The following is a 22785-nucleotide window of genomic DNA, read 5'->3' on the forward strand; positions in this document are numbered from 1 at the left end:
GATATTTTTCCGTTTGCCCGAGGCGCATACAGCGCGCTCTGCTAATTGCGTTTGAGGTCCGGTAGTGATTGCGCTGGCGGGATTTTGGATGGGCGGGGTGTCTCGGCCACCACAGGGTCCGGGCCAGCCGGGAAAATACCGGCAATTTAGCGCAGCACACTATCGAGATTTCCGCGGCAAAAGGCAAGCCGGCGGGTGGGATCTATTTGTTGGTGTGCAGCGTTTTCATGGCTGCGCCCCAGTCGCCGGAAGCGGCGGTGGGCAGAACGTCGATCGAGCGATCGATCGCATCAGCCAGTGTTTCCTGTTCCGCCCTGGGGGCTCGCTGGAGTACAAACCGGGCCACTTCGCTCGAGCTGCCGGGGTGGCCAATGCCGAGTCGCAGGCGCATAAAGTTTCGGTTGTTGCCCAGTGCGGCAATGATATCCCGCAGGCCGTTGTGTCCGCCGTGACCGCCGCCGGCTTTCAGGCGCGCGATACCGGGGGCCAGGTCCAGCTCATCGTGAGCGACCAGAATGGCTTCCGGGGGAATCTTGAAGAAGTTCGCCAGTGGGCCGACAGATTGGCCACTGCGATTCATGTAGGTGGTGGGAATCAGCAGCCGGATATCCTGGCTGCCGACTCGCACACGGCCAGTGAGGCCGTGATATTTGCTGTCGAGGCTGAGCTGGGTGCCTTGTTGGCGGGCCAGCTCGACAACAAAGTCGGCACCGGCGTTGTGTCGCGTCCGATCGTATTCCGGTCCGGGGTTTCCCAGGCCGACAATCAACTGGATCGGAGTATCCGGTGCCGCAGCCAAGGCGATTACTCTTCGCCTTCGCCAGCTTCGGCTTCAGCTTCCACAGCGCCTCGAGGCTTGTGGATAGAAGCTACAACCAGATCGTGGTCTGCACCGTGGCTCAGTGCCACAGACTCAACACCTTCCGGCAGTTTCAGGTCGGAGATGTGCAGTACGCCGTCCATTTCCAGGTCGGCCAGGTCCACTTCGATGAACTCAGGCAGCTTGCCGGCAGGAGCGTTAACTTCCAGCTCGGTCAGGGTGTGGGAAACGATACCGCCAGCCTTAACACCTTTGCTGCTGTCTTCGTTCAGGAAGTGCAGAGGTACTTTAACGTGTACTTTGGTGTTGGCAGATACGCGCTGGAAGTCGATGTGCAGCAGCAGGGCTTTAGCCGGGTGACGCTGCAGGTCGCGCAGGATAACTTTCTCTTCTTTGCCGTCTACGTCAACAGTCAGCATGGAGGAGAAGAAAGCTTCGTTTTCCAGAGCTTTGGTCAGGTCTTTGTGCAGTACGGAGATAGAAGCAGGCTCTGCTTCACCGCCGTAGATGATGCCGGGTACACGGCCTTCCAGGCGACGCAGGCGGCGGCTCGCACCTTTCCCTTCATCGCTGCGGGCAATGGCGTTCAATTTAATATCAGACATGGGGTAAACCTCGGGTTGTCTGTCCAGAGTGACCTGCGACCGGACCGCTCTGGCATGGATGTTAAATGGGCATTGGGCCCAAAAGTAATCGCCCGGCAGTGCCGGGCGGGCGCGTATTCTACGGGAATCAGCGCTAAAGGCAAAGTGCCCCGGCATGCGGGGCGCGGGGATACCTTGACCGGCAAGCTCCTAGCGGAACATTGCGGACAGGGATTCCTCATTGCTGATACGGCGCATGGACTCGGCCAGCATTGCAGACAGGGTCAGCTGGCGAATTTTTGGTGCCTTCTCCATTTTGTCACCCAGGGGGATGGAGTCGGTAACCACCAGCTCATCCAGAACGGAGTTGTTCAGGTTGGTGATGGCGTTGCCGGACAGTACCGGGTGGGTACAGTAGGCGACAACTTTCTCGGCGCCGTGCTCTTTCAGGGCGTTGGCGGCGTTACACAGGGTGCCGGCGGTGTCGACCATATCGTCTACCAGCAGGCAGGTGCGGCCGCTGACTTCACCGATAATGTTCATCACTTCGGCAACGTTGGCGGCCGGGCGGCGCTTGTCGATGATAGCCAGTTCGCAGTCGAGGCTCTTGGCCACGGCGCGGGCGCGCACAACACCGCCGATATCCGGGGATACCACCACCAGGTTCTGGTATTTTTGGCGCTCGATATCGTCGAGCAGGACCGAGGAGCCGTAAACGTTATCCACAGGAACGTCGAAGAAACCCTGGATCTGTTCCGCGTGCAGATCGACAGTCAGTACGCGGTCGATACCTACGCTCACCATCATATCGGCAACCACTTTTGCGGAAATCGGCACGCGCTGGGATCTTACGCGGCGATCCTGGCGGGCGTAGCCAAAGTAGGGGACCACTGCGGTAACGCGGCCGGCGGAGGCGCGGCGCAGGGCGTCTACCAGCAGGATCAGTTCCATCAGGTTGCGGTTGGTAGGTTGGCAGGTGGATTGCACCACGAAAACGTCGCGGCCGCGTACGTTATCGGTAATTTCTACTGCAATCTCGCCGTCGGAGAAGCGCTTGACCGTGGCTTCACCCAGGGGGATCGCCATATGGTCGACAACCTTCTGTGCCAGTTCCGGGTTTGCGTTGCCGGTAAAGACCATTAAGTCAGCCACTGCGAGTTCCTTTAATTCTGTCTTGAAGTGAATTGAAGTGTAGATGCCTGCATATTTGCTAGCAGTCAGGGTTTTTGCTGCAACACTTTTGCGTTGAGCGGCGCACTGTTGCGCGGATAAAAACAGGGTTTTGGCCACAGTTTTTTTCCTTGCTCAACGGGTTGCTATGGGTGCGTGCTCGCACAACCATCGGGCGCTTGCACTCAAGTCTGCCTTCAGGATTCTTTAAAAATTGGGGGGTGGCTCTGTAAAGCCCTGTGCGAATGGCCTGGGCCGGCTGGATCAGCGTAGACTGAATCATGTCGGAACCGGTTTTTGACTGTGCCATTGCATATAAAGAAAGTGGCTGGGGCGGAAGGATTCGAACCTTCGCATGACGGGATCAAAACCCGCTGCCTTACCGCTTGGCTACGCCCCAGTAATGTTTCCTCAAAAATCTGAGGAGATTTTCGCTAGCGCTTGATGTGTCGGTGAAACCAATACACCCGCTGCTGTAAAACCCTGCCACGCTTCAGGCAGTTTGGCGTGTGCCTCAGTGGCCGCCTCTGCCGTAGGGAATGCTGCAAAAACGCAGCCCCCGGTGCCGGTGAGTTGTGCTGGAGCAAATTGCTCGAGCCATTCTCTGGCATCGCGTATTTCAGGGTAGAGCTTCTCAACTAATGGTTGGCAGTCATTACCGGAAAATGTTTCCAGTTTTTCGCTGCCGAGTCGCATCTCGTTGGCCTGCTCCTCGCGAAGGGCCGCTAATGTAATTGCGACTGAATCTCTTGTCAAACGTGAATCGCGAAAAATTTTTGCAGTGCTCACTTCGCAACCAGTTGAGACAACCAGGTAGTGGTGTTGCTCGGTGGTTATTGGGGTTAATTTTTCACCAACCCCTTCCGCCCAAGCGGTGCGCCCCCGCACAAAAACTGGAATATCGGCACCCAATTGCCGCCCCAGCTCCGCCAGTTTATCGATCGATAAATTGCACTGCCATAAGTGGTTGAGCCCGAGCAAAGTGGTGGCGGCATCGCTACTGCCTCCACCGATGCCGCCGCCGTGAGGTAACTTCTTTATCAACCGAATAGAGGCGCCGAGAGAATTTTGTCGGTCCGGCTCAGCTTGTTTGCGCAGTAATTGGGCTGCGCGATAAACCAGGTTGTCCTCTTCAGCTACATCCAGCTGGCCGGCATCGACACTGACAATGCCGTCGCTGCGCTCACTGAATTCTAATAAGTCGCCGAAATCGAGCAGTTGGAACAGGGTTTGTAACTCGTGATAGCCATCCGGGCGACGGCCGAGAATGCGCAGAATCAGGTTGAGTTTTGCTGGAGCGGGCAGGGTTAGCAGCATGAGGCAAAAAGGAGTCAATCAATTACAGGATCGCCATAATACCTGCATGCTGCGATTTGGGCATTGGCAGAGTTATGTGAAACTCTCTACAACCCCCAGTCTTTAATCACCAGGGTGACGGATACCGGGCCAGCGGGGCTGTTGGTTTGTGCTTTGATCCGGGTTGGCAGGATAAAGGGGCCTTCGCTGCGATATTCACTAAAACTCAAGGCCCAGCCGGATTGTTGCAGGCTTTGCAGCTGGCCCTGGGCGTTGCGCTGCTCGCCACTTTTGGCGCCGGGCGCGGGAAGACCGCGCACCCAGTAGAACATCTCCCGGGCGGGCAGGGGCCAGCCCAGTGCTTCCTGGGTCAGCTGTGCCGCATTGCGTGCATAAATTGGTGGCTCGCTACCGCGCACCAAACTGACGCCACCAGCTGAGCCGGTGATGACGGTAGTGCCGGCTCCGAGCGGACCGCTGAGATGAAGGCGAAAATTCTCTGCGCCGCCCTGAAGCCAAGCCAGGTTAGCACTGCCATTTTCCTTGGGAGAGCGAACCCCCAGCTTGCCCTTGAGATTCCACTGGGTAAATTCAGCTACCGTTTTAGGTACTGGATTTTCGGTGGGGGAACCTGGCTCCGGTTCCTGTTTGGTTTTTTGTCCGGCACAGGCGGAAATCATTATTGCCAGGCATGCCAGCAATAACAGATAGAATCTTCGCGCGGTTGTTTTGTCAGCTATCTGATGCATGTTGTTCCAGTGACTCTTTGATTTGTAGGCGCTTCATGGCAGCCGGAATAATTTTGCTGTGGGGATTCAGCAGAAGACCTTTTCTCCACATTTCCATGGCGGCTTCTCTGTTTCCCTGAACCCAGAGCACTTCGCCGAGGTGTGCGGCAATTTCGTGATCGGGTAACTTTTCCATCGCTTGCCGCAGGTACTTTTCCGCAGCTTCGTGATTGCCGAGACGGTATTCTATCCATCCCATGCTGTCGATAATGGCCGGGTCCTCCGGCTCGAGTTCCAAAGCACGGCTGATCAATTGGTAGGCTTCTGTGTGCCGGGATTTGTCTTCAATCAGTTTATAGCCGAGCGCGTTGAGAACTGTGGCGTTATCGGGATTTCTTTCCAGCAGGTTTCTCAAGTCCTTTTCGAATTGTTGTGCGTTGCCGAGTTGGTCATGCAGCAGCGCGCGGGTGTACATCAAGCGACCGCTGGTGCTGTTGGTTTGTAGTGCCTCGTCTACTCGCTGCAAAGCCATACTGGCTTCACCACTTTTGCGAAGTAATTCGACCTCCATCAAGTAAAAATGTTCTTCCTGAGTGGGGTGTTTTTTTCTCAGTTCAGCAAACCATTCCCGGTTAGTGCTGTACTGTCCGAGGCTCGACAGCAATTCTGTACCGCGAGTAATGGCTTCTACGTAATCACTGCCGGGGCCCACTTTGCGGAAATATTTAATTGCATTGGAAAAATCTCCAGATTTTTCTGCAATGCTGCCCAGGTAAAAATAAGCAGCGGATTCGTGCTGCTGTAATTCAAGTAGTTGGGTAAAGAGGACTTTGGCCTCGTCAGTTTGCTCGGTCTCGTACTGAATTAGGGCCAACGACAAAATCAGGTTGCCATCTTCAGGGCGCTGCTTAACCAGTTCGGCAAACTGCTTGCGTGCCAGGGCCAGGTCCTCCCGAATTAACAGGCGGGCGTACTGAAGGCGCAAGCGACTCTCGGAGGGATGGATGCCGACGAGTCGTTCGAGTAGGGAAATGGCTTCCTTGCGCTTGCCCTGATCAACCAACAGGTGACTTTCCAGCAGTGGTGCATCCAGTTGGTCTGGATGGTGCTCTTGGACGCGGCGCACCAGGGACAGGGCGCGGGCGAATTCTCTTTCGGTGCGCAGTACCATGGCGTAGGCGAGCACGACCTCGTCATCGAGGGGGTAGACTTTTGCCAGCCGGGCAAACTCCCGCTTGGCTTGTTCCGTGAGTTGCTCGTGCCCGATTGCGGTTGCCGCGAGAGATTGCATGGGCGGGTTGCCGCCGAGTTCCAGGGTTTTACTGGCGTGAATCAGGGCTGTGTGCAAGTCGCCGGACAAAGTCAGCTCGGCTGTGAGGGCCAGCTGTGCATCGGCGTTTTGTGGCTCAAGCTCTACCCATAGCCGGGCCGAATCCAAGGCGGCCTGGCGGGCATTTAAAAAGCGGGCAATGCGTGTAGCGCGGGCGGCGACCCCGGGGTCTTTGGTAACCTCCGCCTGGTGGTAGTAATTGGCCAGTGCGACATCGTACTGTTCGCGGATACCGGCGACTTCGGCCACCAGAAGGGTGTAGAAGGTATCAATTGGGAAGGTTTTAGCTTCCGGCTCTTCTGACTCAGTGGTTTCCTTACCCTTAAGGTTGCTCGGCTCCAGTGTTGTGCTCGCGATTTCTGTAGAGGGGGTGGCCGGCGTCTGGTGCTGGGTGCAAGAAACAAGTATTACGGATGCTACAAGGAAAGCGGCAAGCTTGAGCAGGTGGCTGGAAATTCGGGCTGGAAGCTGATGTGCGCGAGGTGGGAGCATAGATCGTGTCCATACGTTACGTTGTCGCTGAAAGCGGGGTGTTACTGGCGTGTTTTAAACGATTATCGCCATATAATTCTAGTCGTGAATCGGGTTTGGAACGGTAGTGGGCAGGGGCTCTTGCCAAATCGGCGGGCAATTTTACTGCCTCATACGCTTGCAAGGGAGGCGGCTGCCTATGAAAATGCGCTCCCAGTGCGGTTTCCGCCTTTTAAGATTTAATGCTAACGGAAGTCTATGCCAATTCTTACCCTGGGTATCAACCACGATAGCGCGTCGGTCGAAGTGCGCGAGCGGGTGGCCTTTGCCCCCGAGGTGATGCCCGGCGCACTGGGAGATGCGCGAAAAGCACTGGGGTGCCGCGAGCTGGCCATCCTGTCTACCTGCAATCGCACCGAAATATACGGAAATGTGGAGTCAGAAGCCCTGTTGCAATGGCTGTCTGAATACCACCAGGTGCCCCTGGAGCAGCTCAAGGGCTGTGCCTATGTGTACAGCGATGAAGAAGCGGTACGCCATATGATGCGCGTTGCCTGTGGTCTCGATTCCCTGGTGTTGGGTGAGCCGCAGATCCTCGGCCAGATCAAGTCCGCCTATGCGGTGGCGCGGGAATCCGGCAGTGTGGGCAGTGAACTACACCGGGTTTTCCAGCGGGTGTTTACCGTCGCCAAGAAGGTTCGCACCGAAACTGCAATCGGTGAAAACCCGGTTTCTGTTGCCTACGCTGCTGTTTCTCTGGCTTCGCGTATCTTCACCGACCTGAAAAAGCAGACTGCCCTGTTGATCGGTGCGGGAGAGACTGTGGAGCTGGTTGCCCGCCATTTGCTCGATCAGGGAATCAAGCAGGTCATTGTTGCCAACCGCACATTGAGCCGGGCCCAGTTGCTCGCAGAGAGCTTTGGTGCCGAGGCAATCCTGCTTGCGGATATCCCAGAGCATCTGGCGCGTGCGGATATCGTTATCAGTTCCACCGCGAGCCAGCTGCCGATCCTGGGTAAGGGAGCGGTCGAATCGGCGCTGCGCAAGCGTCGGCACAGCCCCATGTTTATGGTGGATATTGCGGTACCCCGTGATATCGAATCGGAAGTTGGCGAGCTGGATGATGTTTATCTGTATACAGTGGACGATCTGCGCGGGGTTATTGATGAGGGCAAGCGCTCCCGTGAGAAAGCGGCGGAGGCCGCTCAGGAAATCGTAAATGCTGCTGCGGCTGAATTTACCAAAGAGAGCCGCTCTTTGGAGGCTGTGGATAGTATTCGCAGTTACCGGCAGCGAGCCCAGGAAGTGAGCACTTCCGAACTTGAACGGGTACTTTTGCAGCTGGAGAAAGGCGAGGACCCTCGTCGACTGATGGAGCAGCTCGCTCGCTCTCTCACCAATAAATTAATTCATGCACCCACCGTCAGTCTGAAAAAAGCCACGGCGGAGGGTGATATTGAGCGTTTGCGTATCGCTCGCGAGGTCGTTGGGTTGGATGATCTCATCGATATCGATTTAGAGAAAAAGCATCAATGAAAGAATCGTTACTGAATAAACTGGAAACCTTGCTTGAGCGCCACGAGGAAGTATCTGCGCTGTTGGGCGACGCCAACGTAATTGCTGATCAGGATCAATTCCGCGATCTTTCCCGCGAGTATTCTGAGCTGGAAGAAGTGGTTAAATGCTACGGCGCTTACAAACAGTTGCAGGAAGATATGGTCGCGGCTCGGGAGATGCTGGAGGAAGATGACCCGGAAATGCGCGAAATGGCTCAGGAAGAGCTGCGCGAGGCTGAAGGTCAAGTGGAGCCGCTGGAGCGAGAGCTACAGACTTTGCTGTTGCCGCGCGATCCTAACGACAGAAAAAATGTCTTTCTGGAAATTCGCGCAGGAACCGGTGGTGATGAAGCAGCTATTTTCTCCGGTGATCTGTTCCGCATGTACTCTCGCTATGCGGAGAAGCAGGGATGGCGAATAGAAATTGTCAGCGAAAATTTCGGTGAGCATGGGGGTTACAAGGAGATTATCACTCGCGTCGCCGGTGAAGATGTCTACGCAAAATTAAAATTTGAGTCCGGTGCGCACCGGGTACAAAGGGTTCCTGAAACAGAATCCCAGGGTCGTATCCACACTTCGGCTTGTACGGTCGCGGTGATGCCGGAGCCGGATGAGCGCGATGCGATTGAAATTAATAAAGCGGATTTACGTGTGGATACCTACCGTGCATCCGGTGCCGGTGGTCAGCACGTTAACAAAACTGATTCCGCTGTGCGCTTAACCCATATTCCCACGGGGATTGTGGTGGAGTGTCAGGACGAGCGCTCCCAGCACAAAAACAAAGCCAAGGCGATGGCACTGTTGCAAGCGAAGCTCAATACTGCGCAGGAAACGGCGGCGGCCCAGGAAATTTCCGATGCCCGCCGCAGCCTGGTGGGCAGCGGTGATCGCTCTGAGCGAATCCGTACCTACAACTATCCCCAGGGCCGGGTTACCGATCACCGTATCGGCCTCACTCTCTATAAACTCGATGAGATTATGCAGGGGTCTCTGGGGGAGGTGATCGGGCCATTGCGCACGGAATACCAGGCCGATCAGTTGGCAGCCCTGGCCCAATAAATCCAGATTTTTACGCCGCCTCGAGCGGCGTTTTTATAGGTTTTTCTCCATGACCAGCGTCAAGGAAAATATCGCACGCTGTGCCCAATTAACCGATAGCGATAGCGCGCGCCTGGATGCAGAGCTTCTGCTCGGCAGTGTGTTGGGGCGCGAGCGCACCTGGCTCTATACCTGGCCGGAATACGAATTGAGTGAAGCTGAGCAAGTGCACTATGAGCAGTTGCTCCAGCGCCGGCAAGCGGGAGAGCCGGTGGCACACCTTATCGGTGAGCGCGAATTTTGGTCCCTGCCGCTAAAGGTGGATTCCTCCACCCTGATCCCCCGCCCGGACACTGAATTATTGGTGGAGACGGCGCTGGAGTTTTTCCCCCAGGGCAGGTTGCGAGCATTGGACCTGGGCACTGGCACTGGTGCTATTGCACTGGCTCTGGCGTCGGAGCGACCGGGATGGGAAATTATTGCAGCGGAGAAATCACCCGCTGCGGTAGCACTGGCAGAGGAAAACCGGCGCTCCCTCAAGCTGCAAAATGTGCAAGTTATCCAGAGCGATTGGTTTTCCAGTTTGGAGCCACAGCTGTTTTCCCTGATCGTCAGCAACCCTCCCTATATCGATGCATCTGACCCGCACTTGGTGCAGGGCGATGTGCGCTTTGAGCCCCGCACTGCGTTGGTGGCGGAGCGACAGGGTTTGGCAGATATTGAGCATATCGCCACAACCGCTAGCGATTACCTGGAAAACGATGGCTGGCTAATGGTGGAGCACGGTTGGCAGCAAGCTGAGAGCGTGCGGGATATTTTTTCTGCGGCGGGATTGAATAAAGTTTCAAGTCGCAGGGATTATTCCGGTTGGGAGCGAATTACCTTAGGGCAAAAATAGTTATACCTGCGGAGCTGCCACAGGGATTTGAGGAGGGAGCCTATGCATGATCATGTCCACCACCGAACCGGCAATGGGGCTTTGCGCCCATTAATTATTGCACTGGTTCTCACTCTCAGTTTTTCCATAGTTGAAGCCATAGGTGGTTGGCTATCTGGCTCACTGGCATTGCTCGGTGATGCCGCCCATATGCTGACCGATACTTTTGCCTTGGCACTGGGGGCTATTGCCGCAGTACTGGCGAAAAAACCCGCTGATCGGGAATTGTCGTTTGGCTGGGGGCGAGCGGAGGTCTTAGCTGCGGTAACCAACGGCCTGATTATGCTACTGATCGTGGTCGGTATTTCTTTTATGGCTATTGATAGGTTGCGCAATCCCCAGCCGGTGCACGGCAGTACGGTGATGTTGATTGCGGCCATGGGGTTGCTGATTAATATTCTGGCGGCCTGGGTTTTATTAAAAGGCGAGCGCACGCTCAATATTCGCGGTGCGCTTTTGCATGTGATGGGCGATATGCTGGGCTCTGTCGCAGCACTGGCTTCCGGAGCTGTGATTTATTTTACCGGTTGGGTACCCATCGACCCCCTGCTTTCACTGCTTATTTGTCTGTTAATCCTGGTTTCCTGCGTGCGACTGCTCAGGGATGCAATCGATGTATTGATGGAGCGGGTGCCCAGGGAGTTGAGCCTTCCGGTTGTGGGCGAGACTCTGGCGGCGGTAACCGGGGTGCGCTCTGTGCACGATCTCCATATTTGGCGCTTGGATTCCAGCACTATTTCCCTGTCGGCCCATATTGTGGTGGATGACTTGCAGGCTTGGCCCAGCGTACTGGAGCGCTTGCGGGAAACCCTGGTCAAGCGCTTCGATATCGACCATATCACCCTTCAACCGGAACCTTTGGCAATGCCCGAAGTGACGGTGATCGATAAAGTCAGTGATTAACAGGTGAGGATTTACTCCTCACCTTCTGTCGGCGGTTGGCGGTTTTCTGGAGTGGCCGGGACTTTGCTCTCTGATTTGTCAGCGACCGACTCTTCCGCTACTACTTCCTGGGGCTGGCTGATTTGTTCCTGGGGAGCCTGGATGCCGATATGGTAGGCGGCAAATCCCGGTTGCACGACCTGGTTTAATGCCATGCCGAGAATACGGCCGTTGTGCTCGGAGCGAATTTCTGTGCGTACATTGGTAATAGGGTTGGTTACTGTTCCCAGTAAGTCGCCTTTACGCACAAACTCGCCGAGCTGGACTTCACTAAAGATAACCCCGCCAGTCGATGTCCGCTGCCAGGTGGAGGTGTAGTAAACCGGTTCGGGATCGCCCCAGAGGCGGAATTTACTCACCATACCCAGCTGGTTGAGCAGAGTGCGTATACCTTTCACACTGTGACTTACCGATAGCTCATCCAGCACCATCGGTGCTCCGGCTTCCAGAGTGACGGTGGGGATACCTGCCTCCACAGCGGCGCGGCGCAGGGTACCCTTGGCTCCGGCGCTGTGCAGCACCACAGTGGAGCCAAAACCCTGGGTCATTTTCACTACCTTGGGATTGGTTAAGTCGCCGCGCAACTGTGGCAAGTTGGTGCGATAAAAAGAACCCGTATGTAAGTCCACCACGGCGTTACAGTGGCTGATCACTTCGTGGAAAAATGAATTGGCAATTCGCGAGGCCGAAGAGCCATTGGGATCGCCGGGGAAGTGCCGGTTCAGGTCGCGTCGATCAGTCAGGTAGCGGGAGCCTCGATGGAAGCCTTGCAGATTGACGATGGGTACGCCAATTACCGCACCGCTTAAATGGTCTGCGTCCAGGTCGTACATAACCCGCCGCACGGTTTCCACACCGTTCAGCTCATCACCGTGCACTGCCGCAGTAAGGCAGAGAACCGGCCCTGGCTTGGCGCCGTTAACCACCAATACAGCGGTGGGGCTATAGACCCCTTCGAAGTGTTGGCTGGGAGACCAGGCCAGGCGCGTAGAGGTCGCGGGGGGAACCTCTGAGCCTAATAATCGCAGAGGCTTGGCCGTCTCTCCCGGAACCAGGGAGATGGTGCCGGGCTCCGGTAAATCGGGTTGAGGTATAACTATTTCAGTTTCTTTATCGGCAGTGGAAGTGGTTTCGGTAGGGGCTGCCGGTTTATCCAGTTCCTGGATAGGTTGGTCCAGCTCCAGATTTTCCGCTTGGGGCAGGGAAATTTCTTCAGAACCAGCATCTGCCGACTGGGATTGCTCTTCAGTAGGGGCAGCGTTGGTGGGTGGCCCCAGCTCTGTGATCACCGGTTGGTCCAGCTGCATATTGGCAGCCTGGGGGACTGCTTCTGTCTCTTCGCCAGTGCTGTCATCGGCGCTCAGGGCCTGGGTGGATGAAAGCAGTAAAGCCAGGCTTAGCAGGTGTCGGGTCCTTCGGGAGGATTGGCGCGGGATCATTCGGCACTCCGGTCAACTTCGTATATCTGGGTGTGCCGGAGAGCCTTGTGTCCGGCACAGATTGGGACTTTGGAGCGCCAGTATAGTCAATACGTTCCCGAGGAATGTGATACGCGCCGAATTACGTGTATCCGTAGGTTCGCTCGATGGCTCTGCGGCTGGTTCGCCAAAAGCGAATTCCCAGCAGGATTGAAGCCGTTCCCAGGCCGATACAGACACCGGTCCAATAACCGTATACCCCCCAGAAGCTCTCTCCCAGCCAGTAGGCGGTAGAAAGCCCCACCAGCCAGTAGGAAAATAGCTGTATAAACATGGGCGCACTGGTGTCCTTATATCCGCGCAGTGCGCCCCAGGTCATTGCCTGGGTGACATCCACGAGCTGGAATGCGGCACACAGCAATAGCAGGTTGGTGGCCACCGCGATAATTTCTTCATTGCTGGTGTAGGCCTGAACAAACAGGGTGCGCAGGGTAATCAAAAGAACACCGGTGCCCAGTGCGTAGATTAGCCCGCTACTGATGCCCACTTTGCCACAGAAGCGCGCGCGCTTTGGCCGTCCCTGACCGAGTAGTTGGGCGGTGCGGATACTCAGGGCCTGGGCCAGTGCTAGTGCGACCAAGTAAAAAATCGAGCCCACATTCATGCTGATCTGATGGGCGGCGACAATGGCTGCGCCATAAGGGGCAAGCAAAATAGTAAGGCTGGCAAAAAAAGTAACTTCACTGGCTGCACCCACACAAATTGGCAGGCCAACTGCGAGCAAGTGGCGCAGGGTTGGCCAGTGGGGGCGAGGCGGTAACAGCCTAAGTTTTAGCTTGTGGTAGACCGGATCAGTGTTCGCGTGCCAGAAGAGTGCCAGTGCGATCAGGCAGCTGACCGCTGCGGTCGCCCACCCACATCCTGCCCCTCCCATTGCCGGTATGGGGCCGGCACCAAACACCAAAAGAATATCCAGGGGAATATTTAAAATTGCGGCAGTGATATAGATGCGCATTACCGGGCGCACTTGTCCCATACCCTCACAGTAACCGCGCAACGCCGTGCCGAGTGCAAAAGGCAGGGTGCCGACAGTCAGGGCCAGTACATAGCCCTCCATCACCTTGCGGACAGGCTCTTCCGTGTCTATCCAGTGGCTCCAGATAGGAACCGCAAGCAGGGCGGAAAACACCAGGATGCCACCGATCAGTGCGATCCACAGCGCCTGGTGCAGTTGCCTGGCGCAGCCAGCTTCATCGCGGCCACCGCGCAAGTGTGCAACAACCGGGGAGATAGCAGCGAGCAGGCCGATTAGTGTCACTGCGCAAACAGCCCAAATACTGGCCCCCAGGGCGAGCCCAGCGAGACTTACTTCTCCAGCGCGTCCTGCTACCAGAGTATCGACAACTCCCATGCTCACCACAGCCAGGTTACTGACCACCAAGGGGCCTCCCAAGGTGGTTAGGTGCGACAGTTCGGTTTTAGTGGCATTTCGGTAAAGCTTGAACAAAGAAAAACCTGAGCTCTTGTTACTGGTCTCGATAGAGGGTTCTGGGGTCTGGGCTAATTTTGACAAAAAATTAATCCTGCGGGGGGGGTTGTTAACAGGCCCTGGCCTTCGCAAATACAGCTGAAAACGGGCGGCGGGCCAAAGTTCTGAGAGGCTTTCAGTCTGCCGGGAGAAGGCGGGGTAGTACTGCAAAAAGGTTCGACATTCTACGGTACAAACGGCGCCTGCGCCCAGTGCTGATTACGGACTTTCCTCAAGTAGTTTGGCCACAATTTCTGCCTTATTAATGATACAGTCGTGGTTTATTGCTACCTCCCGATAAAGCCACCCGCTTATCCGCTTTGCTTTGCGGCTACTGTAGATGGCTGGTGGGTACTCGGGTTGGGTGCAGTGAATGAAAGTACAAGGAGGGCCCTGTTCTGGAGGGCGCTGTAAATAGATCGGGTCCAGTAGTGTTTTGATGGGATGTGGGGTCATACGGCGGTTTAGCCAGCGGATATCATCGGGGTGGGTTATCCCTAGGTCTTCTGGTGGTGGCGGCATAATGCACAGAGTGCCGTCGATATTTTGCGCCTGCTTTAATCGCTGCTCCTCTATACCGCTGGGAAGTTGGCTGCTGAATGGGCGCCCTGGCTCAGGAACAGCGCCATCCAGGTAGATCAATCGGTGTACCCGTTCGGGTAGAGCGTCGGCGGCACCGGTTGCGGCCATTCCCCCAAAGCTGTGGCCCACAAGGGTGACTTGCTGCAACTCCTCCCAAAGGATTGTATTGATCAGGTCCTGGATAAAGGTATCCAGGCCAACGGAGGGAGAGAGTAGGTGTTTGCGTTCCCCCAGGCCACTATGGGTGGGGGTGAACACTCGATGTCCATTACGTTGCAGGAGGTGGGCGACTCTGCTCCAGCACCAGCCTCCATGAAATAGCCCGTGGACCAGTACGTAAGTTTTCCCCACCAGGTTGCTCTCAAGTTACTTGGGTTCTGCAAGCATAGATGTGCTTTCTTGGGCGCTGAGATAGGGCTGTGTAAGAGTTGGCGATATCACTCGACTAAAGTGAACAAAGACACCGATAAGAGAGTGAGCTAAATGAGTGGAGCTATGAATAGTCTGAGCGGTTGGTACAACTGCTTTGTACATTATGTACGCAAAATAGACTGGCTGGGGCCATTATTACTACGGATTTATTTGGCGCCAATTTTTATCCTGGCCGGCATGAATAAGATGAATAATATCGAAGATGTCGCTGCCTGGTTTGGCAATCCCGATTGGGGGTTGGGGCTTCCAGCGCCGATGTTGATGGCGTGGATAGCTGCATTGGTGGAATTCTTAGGTGGCATCGCCATCTTGCTGGGCGTAGCAACTCGGCTGGTGGCGATTCCCCTGATGTTTGTGATGGCAGTGGCAGCCTATACGGCCCACTGGGAGAACGGTTGGTCTGCGTTGCCGGATAAAACCTTGAGTGTGCCCTGGGAGTGGCGCAAGGATCTGATTGATGAAGCCTCAGTGCGTAAAGAGAAGATTGTCGGTTTACTCAAGGAGCACGGCAATTATGAATGGCTTGTGGAAACTGGAGGAGTGACCATCTTGAAAAATGGTATTGAGTTTGCAGCTACTTATTTCATTATGCTGCTGGCGCTATTTTGTAGTGGGGCTGGGCGGTTTTTCAGTGTGGATTACTGGCTGTGCCGTCACTATAGCGGGCAGGGATCCCCGTAGAGATGTTATACTCGCCGATTATTTGAACATTTGAGCGAGTATTTCACTTGATAGGAAAGTTGTTCCGCCGATCCTCCTCCAAAGAGGATAAGGGCTCCCGCCGGGGAGAAGACAGCTCCGGACGCCGAAAAGAAGGGCAAAAGCCGTCTGATAAGGCTGCCAAGGGGCGTACAAAATCCGCACAAGCGGAGGGGAAGTCGCGCCGGGGCGGTAGCAGAAATGCTCAAAAAGGGCGCCAGCGCAGCAGAAAGCCAGCGGCACCCGCAGCGCCCTGGTCCCTGGATGAATTCCAGGTTCCAGAACAGGAGGGCAAGGTCCGCTTCCACGACCTGGGACTGCCCAATGAGCTGATGCACGCTATCCACGATCTGGGTTTCCAGTATTGCTCGCCAATTCAGGGTCGCTCCCTTCCCCACACCCTCAATGGCCACGACCTGGTGGGTAAGGCACAAACCGGTACCGGTAAGACAGCGGCCTTCCTGATCACAGTGATTGACGATCTGCTCAAGCACCCGTTTGAAGGTGAGCGCTATGCCGGCGAAGCCCGCTCCCTGATTATCGCTCCGACCCGTGAGCTAGTAATGCAGATTGCCGATGATGCCAAGGCACTGTGTAAACACACCGAGCTGGAAATTCATACCCTGGTGGGCGGTATGGATTATGACAAGCAGCAGAGAAACCTGAATGAGCGGCTGGTGGATATCCTGGTGGCGACGCCGGGTCGCCTGCTGGACTTTGTCAGCAATCGGGATTGCTTCCTGGATCAGGTGGAAGTCCTGGTGATCGATGAGGCGGATCGCATGTTGGACATGGGCTTTATCCCCCAAGTGCGCCGCATTGTTCGTCAGACGCCGCGTAAAACTCATCGCCAAACTATGTTCTTCTCCGCCACATTTACTCCCGAAGTTGATGATCTGGTGGAGCAGTGGACGGATGATCCGGTAGTTGTGGAGATTGAGCCGGAGAGGGTTGCCACAGATACCGTGGAGCAGCATGTTTACCTGTCCGCCAGCGAAGAAAAGTACACCTTGCTTTACAACATTGTGCAGCGAGAAGAAGTGGATAGCCTGATTGTTTTTGCCAACCGCCGCGACCAATGCCGCCGCTTGCACGAGCAGCTTCTCGCTCACGGCATTTCTGCGGGCCTGTTGTCCGGTGAAGTGGCGCAAAACAAGCGGGTTCGCACCCTTGATGACTTTAAGTCTGGTAAAACCAAGGTGCTGGTAGCTACCGATGTCGCCGGGCGTGGTATTCATATCGACGGTATCAGCCATGTGGTGAATTTCACTTTGCCTGAAGAGCCGGAGGATTATGTTCACCGCATTGGCCGAACTGGTCGGGCGGGTAAAACGGGCACCTCTATCAGTTTCGCCTGTGAAGATGATGCCATGCGTCTGGAGCCCATTGAGCAGCTGCTCGGTGGCAAGCTCAAGTGCGAAGTGCCGCCAGAAGAGCTTTTGGTTGAACCGCCCAATGTGAAAGTTCAGCGCAGTCACGGCGATCGCGATGGGCGTCGCGGTGGCTCTGGAGGTCATCGTCGTCCACGTCGGCACTGATTCTCCTGTGTGCTGTAAGGGGGTTAGCCCTTACAGCACTTACTACCTGCTCGAGAATGCTTTTCCCCCTCCTGCTATTCACCGCTCCTTTGCTTTGTTAAGGTTTAAACTGTGACGAATGTACCAGTAGAGGCTTTAATTTGATTCAAACTTTCAAATCTGTCCTAAAATTAAACAAATTTGGCCTATTACGTGAAGTAAGGCCCTGCAACTTCAGATGACACCGGTAATACTGGAGTCTACTTGCGGCCTGAAATTGACATCCTTCGTTCAATAAAAATTACAGTTCATATTCGGATGCGTATCCTTTATTTACATATCGGTTTCCATAAAACTGGCTCCAGCTCCCTTCAATTGGCAATGAAGGAGCAAGTACAGGCTCTGGACCAGGCAGGCTTTGGATTTCTTTCCCTTGGGAAAAAGGGGAACTCTTCAGGGTGTATTGATGTATGCAAAGAGAAGGGTCGTGTCCATTTCCAGGTAAATTCCCGACTTGATGAGCTGCTTGCTGCGAGCCGCAGTGAGCAAGTGATAGTTTCAGCTGAGCATCTTTCCTATCTGTATCAGCGCGATAGTATCGAGCTTGTTCAGAGAGTATGTAGCAAGTATTTCGATAAGATTGTGGTAATTGTTTACTTGCGTAGGCAAGACTTACAGGCAATATCTTTCAAGAAGCAAGGAGCTAGAGGAGCGGCCTCCAATCGGAGCTCCTCGAGTAAATTACTCGGCCACGATGAAGGGGCTTTCCCTTCTTTCAGTAAAGATATTGAAATTTACTACGACTATTTTACCAAGTTAAAGTTGTGGGCGGATGTATTTGGAGCTGATTCCCTCAAAGTGAGGCTTTTCAGTCGGGAAGCCTTGCACGGTGGTGATATTGTGAGTGACTTTCTCGCTTTGCTTGGCGGGGGAGTAGAGCTTTCTGCTCGCAGAGTGAATGAGGGGGTAGGCAGAAAGGAGTTTTTGCTGACCCATAAATTACTGGAATTGGGGGTGGCGGAATCTGATTTGATTAAGCTGAAGCCAATGATGTTGGAGGATGACACTCAGTTGCTGCCTTCAAGGGGTGATGCCAAGCAGTTCTTTATGAGGTTCAAAAACTCCAACCATTTGTTAAATAATACTTTTCTTAGTAACGATTCCGGCCTGGCATTCGATACGGATTTTTCTGGCTATCCTGAGCAGGGAAATGATTGGATAACGGTTCGGGATCTGTCTGAGTGGATTCCTGAAATTCTTTCTGCAGGTATTCAGAGGCCAGAGGGGTTGCGTGATGCATTGTTGGCAGACAAGCTCCAGCAGATGGTAAGAAAAAAATTTTCAGGTGAAGTGCTTACCCAGGAGCTTGAGGATTTGGCCAATTGCCTGTCGGCTAGCGCTTATATCGCCAAGGATCAGCAGCCCTGGTATCGCGCACTGAAAAAGAAGAAAACATCGGGAAGATAGAGTCAAAATAAAAAGCCCTCTGTACGAGAGGGCTTCCTATCTTACTGGTAAGGTTACTGAAGTACTGGAGTTTGAGTCCCCGGATCCCCTTCAATACGAAGTCGCTCAATCCACAGAGCCGTACCGCCAGCAACTGCCGCAGGCATAATAAAGATATTTAAAATCGGCACCATTTTGGCAAGCATCACGGTCCCACCAAAGGTAAGGCTAGTGAGTTTACGGCGGCGCAGTACCGTTTTTAATTCATCGAATGGCCGCTGGTGGTTATCCAGTGGGTAGTCAACGTATTGAATAGCCATACACCAAGCGCCCCAAACTGCGGTGAGCACTGCGGGGATAATAATGGTCCAGCTGGTGATGGTGGCAATTATAAATACGATCAAACCCCAAAATATAAAGTAACCCAGCTTACGCAATTCCCGGCCCAGGGTACGCCATACCATTTGAATTATCGGCTCGGCAGGAGGAGCTTTACCGGTTAGCAGTTCCTCTACTTTCTCAGCGAGCAAACCGTTAAAGGGGGCGGCAATAATGTTGGTGATGACGCTAAATAAATAGCCGTAAGCAAGGAAAAATAGGAAAAGCACTATTAGTGCAATAATCCAGGCCAGCCAGCGAAAAACACTGGCGGTCCATGCTGCACCCTTGGCCATAATGGCTTCCCACCAGGACATATTCTCCGTATTTACCGGCGTGTGGGAAAGCAGGCTACTTATATAATCGGTAAGCCCTCCGAGCTGTGAAATCATTATGCTACTGATAATAATAAACAGCACCAGATTTATTAGTAATGGCACCAGGATAAATGGGCGTAACTCACGCCGGGTAATCAAGTGGATACCGCGCACCAATGCGTCGATACCGTGAACGGGATTTGAAGTCATACTCTCACCTTTCGCTGGTACGATGCCTAAATTTCCAGAGTTCTCAGTTGGCGCCAGCGGCTTTTAAAATCTCGCTATATTCTGCGCCCTGGCGGTGTTCAGCAATACGTGCCAGCAGAGTTTTTCCATCGGGACCAGGACTGTTCAGATCCAGGCCTTCAGCGAGAAATAATTTTATAAATGTGGCAAAGCTCTCTGCTTTCATACTTCGGTAGGCGCGCTCGAGAAGATGAAAATCCCGGTTTACGCCTGCGGGAGCTTCGCCAATCAAGAATCCAGCAATACGCTCCTCGTCAAAAACTTCTCCGAGTACTTTCTGTTTGTCTTTTTTCAGGCTCAAAACTATATCCTTGCTACATAAATAGGGGGCGGGCGAAGCCCGGCCCAGGTCTTGAAATGTTGAGGGTTAAAGCAGTGCGTCCAATTTTTGTTTGAGAATTTTATTAATCATCTGTGGGTTTGCCTGCCCTTTGGACGCTTTCATAATTTGCCCGACGAAATACCCCATCATTTTGGGGCGCTTTGATTCATCGGCCTTGCGGTAGTTTTCTACTTGGGCATCGCTTGCAGCGATCACTTCATCCACCATTTTTTCGATAGCGCCGGTATCCGAAACCTGTTTCAGGCCACGTTTTTCGATGACTTCGTCGGTACTGCCCTCTCCGTCGGCAATAGCCTCGAATACCTGTTTGGCGATTTTGCTGGAAATGGTGTTGTCTTTGATGCGCGCGATTAGTCCAGCCAGCTGGTCGGCAGAAACCGGGGATTGTGAAATAGTTAGTTCACGACGGTTGAGCAGCGCTGCCAGTTCACCGTTAATCCAGTTGGCAGCAAGCTTGGATTCGCCACAGGATTTACTCACAGTTTCAAAATAGTCTGCACTGGCACGCTCCTGTGTCAGCTGGTCTGCATCATAAGCGGATAGTTGGTATTCCGCTTGGAAGCGGGCTGCTTTTGCATCAGGCAGTTCTGGCAGGATGTTGCGCAGTTGCTCGACATATTCATCAGTGAGTACAACTGGCAGAAGGTCCGGGCAGGGGAAGTAGCGGTAATCATTGGCCACTTCTTTACTGCGCATAGAGCGGGTTTCATTTTTGTCCGCGTCGTAGAGGCGGGTTTCCTGGGTAATGGTGCCGCCGTCTTCCAAGATATCGATCTGACGTTCAGCTTCGACTTTAATTGCGCGCTCGACAAAACGGAAAGAATTGATATTTTTTAATTCTGTACGGGTGCCGAGTTTTTCTTCGCCTTTCAAGCGCACGGATACATTGGCATCACAGCGCAGTGAGCCCTGGGACATATCACCATCGGAAATGCCCAGGTAGGTTACGATGCTGTGAATTTTTTTCAGGTAGGCCACAGCCTCGGCGGCACTGCGCATATCCGGTTCAGAGACAATCTCAATCAGTGGCGTACCTGCGCGGTTCAGGTCGATACCGGACATTCCGTGGAAATCTTCATGCAGGGATTTACCGGCATCTTCCTCCAGGTGAGCGTGATGCAAACGCACCTTCTTACTGCTGCCATCTTCCAGGTGAATTTCCACTTCACCTGGGCCGACAATCGGCTGTTCCAATTGAGTGGTTTGATAGCCCTTGGGCAAGTCGGGATAGAAGTAATTCTTGCGTTCAAAAACAGAGCGCTTGCCGATCTCTGCGTTCATCGCCAGGCCGAACATTACTGCAAAGCGAAATGCTTCTTCATTCGGTACTGGCAGGGTGCCCGGCATAGCCAGGTCCACAGCGCAAGCCTGGGTATTCGGCTCGGCGCCAAAGCGGGTGCTGGCGCCGGAAAAGAGTTTTGACTGGGTGGAGAGCTGGACGTGAATTTCCAACCCGATAACGATTTCCCATTCCACAATTTATCTCCTTATACGGCGCTGGCTTTGTGCCAGTCGGTTACCTGTTGGTATTGGTGGGCGATGTTGAGCATGCGCGCCTCTTCCAGGTAATTACCGGTAATTTGCAGGCCCACCGGCATATTGTCCACCAGGCCACAGGGTACAGACATACCCGGCAGCCCCGCCAGGTTGGTGGCGATGGTGTAGATATCCTCCAGGTACATAGCTACTGGGTCAGCGCTCTTTGCGCCAAGCTCGAAAGCGGGGGAGGGGGTCGTGGGGCCCATAATCACATCCACTTTTTCGAATGCTTCGACAAAGTCCTGCTTGATCAGGCGTCGGGCCTGTTGGGCTTTGTTGTAATAAGCATCGTAATAACCGGCGGACAGGGCGTAGGTGCCTACCAGGATTCGACGCTGCACTTCTTCGCCGAAGCCTTCACCGCGGGAGCGCATATAGAGATCGCGCAGGTCTTTGGGCTCTTCGCAGCGGTAGCCATAGCGCACCCCATCGAATCGAGATAGGTTGGCAGAGGCTTCAGCGGGGGCGATCACATAGTAAGCAGGTATCGCTAACTCGGTATGTGGCAGGCTGATATCGACCAGTTGCGCACCCAGCTTTTCAAACTCTCTCAAAGCCTCCTGAACCCGGCTTGCGGTTTCAGGGTTAAGACCTTCCCCAAAGTACTCCCGGGGTACTCCGATCCGCAGCCCGGCAATCGGGTTATTCAGTTCGGCGGTAAAGTCAGTGGGCTGCTGCTTCAGGCTGGTGGAATCTTTCGGGTCGTGGCTGGCCATGGCGGATAGCAGGTAAGCCGCATCTTCTGCGTTGCGGGCGATGGGGCCAGCCTGGTCCAGGCTGGAGGCGTAGGCTACGATGCCATAGCGGGAAATACGCCCGTAGGTGGGCTTCAGCCCGGTGGTATTTGTCAACGCTGCCGGCTGGCGAATAGAGCCGCCGGTATCGGTAGCTGTGGCGCCGGGTATCAGTTGTGCAGCAACTGCCGCAGCTGAGCCACCGGAGGAACCGCCGGGCACACAGCGGGTATTCCAAGGGTTTTTTACTGGGCCGTAAAAGCTGCTTTCGTTGGATGAGCCCATGGCGAATTCATCCATATTGGTCTTGCCCAGGGAGACGGTTCCGGCAGCGTTGAGGTTATCTACCACCGTGGCATCGTAGGGAGGGATAAAATTATCCAGCATTTTTGAGGCACAGCTGGTGCGCACGCCGTTAGTGCAAATAATATCTTTGTGGGCGATGGGCACACCGCACAGTGCCGGTGCCTCCCCGTTGGCCAGGCGTTGGTCGGCGGCTGCGGCCTGTGCCAGAGCGCTCTCTTCGGTGACGGTAATAAAACTGTTGTAGTTGCTGTCCAGTTGCTGGATGCGGCCGAGTAAATGGCGGGTTAGCTCTGTACTCGAGAACTCTTTGCTCCGCAATCCACGGATGATCTCGGCGATAGTAAGCTGATGCATATTATTCCCTTAAAGGCTCTAGACGGGCTGAGGGCTGGGTATTTAGGTGAATTTCGTCAGTGTTGGGCCGG

General features: G+C 54.4%; 20 protein-coding genes and 1 tRNA gene. 7 read left to right on the forward strand and 14 right to left on the reverse strand.

Features of this window, described 5'->3' with window-relative positions; all coding sequences use genetic code 11:
• Positions 1 to 202: 202 nt before the first annotated feature.
• From pth to ACJJIR_RS04390, 7 genes are all read right to left on the reverse strand, one after another.
• A complete protein-coding gene (pth, locus tag ACJJIR_RS04360; RefSeq protein ID WP_444892988.1) occupies positions 203 to 799 on the reverse strand; it encodes an aminoacyl-tRNA hydrolase in 597 nt (198 codons plus the stop codon).
• 5 nt (positions 800 to 804) lie between these two features.
• Positions 805 to 1425 carry a 50S ribosomal protein L25/general stress protein Ctc gene (locus tag ACJJIR_RS04365; protein WP_282933942.1) on the reverse strand — a complete coding sequence of 207 codons (621 nt, stop codon included), beginning with the start codon at positions 1423 to 1425 and terminating at the stop codon, positions 805 to 807.
• A gap of 189 nt (positions 1426 to 1614) precedes the next feature.
• A complete protein-coding gene (locus tag ACJJIR_RS04370; RefSeq protein WP_282934570.1) occupies positions 1615 to 2544 on the reverse strand; it encodes a ribose-phosphate pyrophosphokinase in 930 nt (309 codons plus the stop codon).
• A 355-nt stretch (positions 2545 to 2899) separates the two neighbouring features.
• Positions 2900 to 2974, reverse strand: a tRNA-Gln gene (locus ACJJIR_RS04375).
• An 11-nt stretch (positions 2975 to 2985) separates the two neighbouring features.
• On the reverse strand, positions 2986 to 3891 hold the full coding sequence (ispE, locus tag ACJJIR_RS04380) for a 4-(cytidine 5'-diphospho)-2-C-methyl-D-erythritol kinase (protein WP_444907462.1): 906 nt from the start codon (positions 3889 to 3891) through the stop codon (positions 2986 to 2988).
• 86 nt (positions 3892 to 3977) lie between these two features.
• Complete coding sequence (gene lolB / locus ACJJIR_RS04385; protein ID WP_444907463.1) at positions 3978 to 4619, reverse strand: lipoprotein insertase outer membrane protein LolB; 642 nt, start codon at positions 4617 to 4619, stop codon at positions 3978 to 3980.
• Positions 4603 to 6420, reverse strand: a complete 1818-nt coding sequence (locus tag ACJJIR_RS04390; protein ID WP_444907464.1) for a tetratricopeptide repeat protein — start codon at positions 6418 to 6420, stop codon at positions 4603 to 4605. Before ACJJIR_RS04390 ends, lolB begins: the two co-directional genes overlap by 17 nt.
• A gap of 237 nt (positions 6421 to 6657) precedes the next feature.
• Between ACJJIR_RS04390 and hemA the strand changes: the two genes are divergently transcribed.
• The 4 genes from hemA to ACJJIR_RS04410 are packed head-to-tail and all read left to right on the forward strand — an operon-like array spanning position 6658 to position 10833.
• A complete protein-coding gene (gene hemA, locus ACJJIR_RS04395; RefSeq protein ID WP_444907465.1) occupies positions 6658 to 7935 on the forward strand; it encodes a glutamyl-tRNA reductase in 1278 nt (425 codons plus the stop codon).
• Complete coding sequence (prfA, locus tag ACJJIR_RS04400) at positions 7932 to 9014, forward strand: peptide chain release factor 1 (protein ID WP_444907466.1); 1083 nt, start codon at positions 7932 to 7934, stop codon at positions 9012 to 9014. Before hemA ends, prfA begins: the two co-directional genes overlap by 4 nt.
• Before the next feature lie 49 nt (positions 9015 to 9063).
• A complete protein-coding gene (prmC, locus tag ACJJIR_RS04405) occupies positions 9064 to 9891 on the forward strand; it encodes a peptide chain release factor N(5)-glutamine methyltransferase (protein ID WP_444907467.1) in 828 nt (275 codons plus the stop codon).
• 42 nt (positions 9892 to 9933) lie between these two features.
• A complete protein-coding gene (locus tag ACJJIR_RS04410) occupies positions 9934 to 10833 on the forward strand; it encodes a cation diffusion facilitator family transporter (protein ID WP_444892994.1) in 900 nt (299 codons plus the stop codon).
• An 11-nt stretch (positions 10834 to 10844) separates the two neighbouring features.
• Here ACJJIR_RS04410 and ACJJIR_RS04415 read toward each other — a convergent pair whose 3' ends face one another.
• The 3 genes from ACJJIR_RS04415 to ACJJIR_RS04425 form a co-directional block, all read right to left on the reverse strand.
• Positions 10845 to 12311, reverse strand: a complete 1467-nt coding sequence (locus tag ACJJIR_RS04415) for a succinylglutamate desuccinylase/aspartoacylase family protein (RefSeq protein WP_444907468.1) — start codon at positions 12309 to 12311, stop codon at positions 10845 to 10847.
• Positions 12312 to 12432: 121 nt separating this feature from the next.
• A complete protein-coding gene (locus tag ACJJIR_RS04420; RefSeq protein ID WP_444907469.1) occupies positions 12433 to 13863 on the reverse strand; it encodes an MATE family efflux transporter in 1431 nt (476 codons plus the stop codon).
• Between the two features lie 174 nt (positions 13864 to 14037).
• Positions 14038 to 14751, reverse strand: coding sequence for an alpha/beta fold hydrolase (locus tag ACJJIR_RS04425; RefSeq protein ID WP_444907470.1), 714 nt, complete (start codon positions 14749 to 14751; stop codon positions 14038 to 14040).
• 144 nt (positions 14752 to 14895) lie between these two features.
• Here ACJJIR_RS04425 and ACJJIR_RS04430 point away from each other — a divergent pair, with 144 nt between their 5' ends.
• From ACJJIR_RS04430 to ACJJIR_RS04440, 3 genes are all read left to right on the forward strand, one after another.
• Positions 14896 to 15513, forward strand: a complete 618-nt coding sequence (locus ACJJIR_RS04430) for an HvfX family Cu-binding RiPP maturation protein (protein WP_444907471.1) — start codon at positions 14896 to 14898, stop codon at positions 15511 to 15513.
• Positions 15514 to 15560: 47 nt separating this feature from the next.
• Positions 15561 to 17069, forward strand: coding sequence for an ATP-dependent RNA helicase RhlB (rhlB, locus tag ACJJIR_RS04435; RefSeq protein WP_444907472.1), 1509 nt, complete (start codon positions 15561 to 15563; stop codon positions 17067 to 17069).
• A gap of 243 nt (positions 17070 to 17312) precedes the next feature.
• Complete coding sequence (locus ACJJIR_RS04440) at positions 17313 to 18515, forward strand: hypothetical protein (RefSeq protein ID WP_444907473.1); 1203 nt, start codon at positions 17313 to 17315, stop codon at positions 18513 to 18515.
• A 53-nt stretch (positions 18516 to 18568) separates the two neighbouring features.
• Here ACJJIR_RS04440 and cysZ read toward each other — a convergent pair whose 3' ends face one another.
• The 4 genes from cysZ to gatA all read right to left on the reverse strand — a co-directional run bounded on the left by cysZ (position 18569) and on the right by gatA (position 22714).
• Positions 18569 to 19399 (reverse strand): sulfate transporter CysZ, encoded by an 831-nt coding sequence (gene cysZ / locus ACJJIR_RS04445; RefSeq protein WP_444907474.1) that lies wholly within the window; start codon positions 19397 to 19399, stop codon positions 18569 to 18571.
• A gap of 43 nt (positions 19400 to 19442) precedes the next feature.
• A complete protein-coding gene (locus ACJJIR_RS04450) occupies positions 19443 to 19739 on the reverse strand; it encodes a PA4642 family protein (protein ID WP_444896334.1) in 297 nt (98 codons plus the stop codon).
• Between the two features lie 66 nt (positions 19740 to 19805).
• Positions 19806 to 21257, reverse strand: coding sequence for an Asp-tRNA(Asn)/Glu-tRNA(Gln) amidotransferase subunit GatB (gene gatB, locus ACJJIR_RS04455; protein WP_444907475.1), 1452 nt, complete (start codon positions 21255 to 21257; stop codon positions 19806 to 19808).
• Positions 21258 to 21268: 11 nt separating this feature from the next.
• A complete protein-coding gene (gene gatA / locus ACJJIR_RS04460; RefSeq protein ID WP_444907476.1) occupies positions 21269 to 22714 on the reverse strand; it encodes an Asp-tRNA(Asn)/Glu-tRNA(Gln) amidotransferase subunit GatA in 1446 nt (481 codons plus the stop codon).
• Positions 22715 to 22785 lie beyond the last annotated feature (71 nt).

This window comes from Microbulbifer maximicatervae (SeqCode), from assembly GCF_052467385.1.

Bases quoted from the DNA above. Each gene is read 5' to 3' on its own strand.
- prfA (WP_444907466.1), top strand. From the start codon at position 7,932: ATGAAAGAATCGTTACTGAATAAACTGGAAACCTTGCTTGAGCGCCAC.
- lolB (WP_444907463.1), bottom strand. From the start codon at position 4,619: ATGCATCAGATAGCTGACAAAACAACCGCGCGAAGATTCTATCTGTTA.
- ACJJIR_RS04430 (WP_444907471.1), top strand. From the start codon at position 14,896: ATGAATAGTCTGAGCGGTTGGTACAACTGCTTTGTACATTATGTACGC.
- ACJJIR_RS04410 (WP_444892994.1), top strand. From the start codon at position 9,934: ATGCATGATCATGTCCACCACCGAACCGGCAATGGGGCTTTGCGCCCA.
- ACJJIR_RS04415 (WP_444907468.1), bottom strand. From the start codon at position 12,311: ATGATCCCGCGCCAATCCTCCCGAAGGACCCGACACCTGCTAAGCCTG.
- hemA (WP_444907465.1), top strand. From the start codon at position 6,658: ATGCCAATTCTTACCCTGGGTATCAACCACGATAGCGCGTCGGTCGAA.
- cysZ (WP_444907474.1), bottom strand. From the start codon at position 19,399: ATGACTTCAAATCCCGTTCACGGTATCGACGCATTGGTGCGCGGTATC.
- ACJJIR_RS04365 (WP_282933942.1), bottom strand. From the start codon at position 1,425: ATGTCTGATATTAAATTGAACGCCATTGCCCGCAGCGATGAAGGGAAA.
- ACJJIR_RS04390 (WP_444907464.1), bottom strand. From the start codon at position 6,420: ATGCTCCCACCTCGCGCACATCAGCTTCCAGCCCGAATTTCCAGCCAC.
- prmC (WP_444907467.1), top strand. From the start codon at position 9,064: ATGACCAGCGTCAAGGAAAATATCGCACGCTGTGCCCAATTAACCGAT.
- ispE (WP_444907462.1), bottom strand. From the start codon at position 3,891: ATGCTGCTAACCCTGCCCGCTCCAGCAAAACTCAACCTGATTCTGCGC.
- ACJJIR_RS04370 (WP_282934570.1), bottom strand. From the start codon at position 2,544: ATGGTCTTTACCGGCAACGCAAACCCGGAACTGGCACAGAAGGTTGTC.
- gatA (WP_444907476.1), bottom strand. From the start codon at position 22,714: ATGCATCAGCTTACTATCGCCGAGATCATCCGTGGATTGCGGAGCAAA.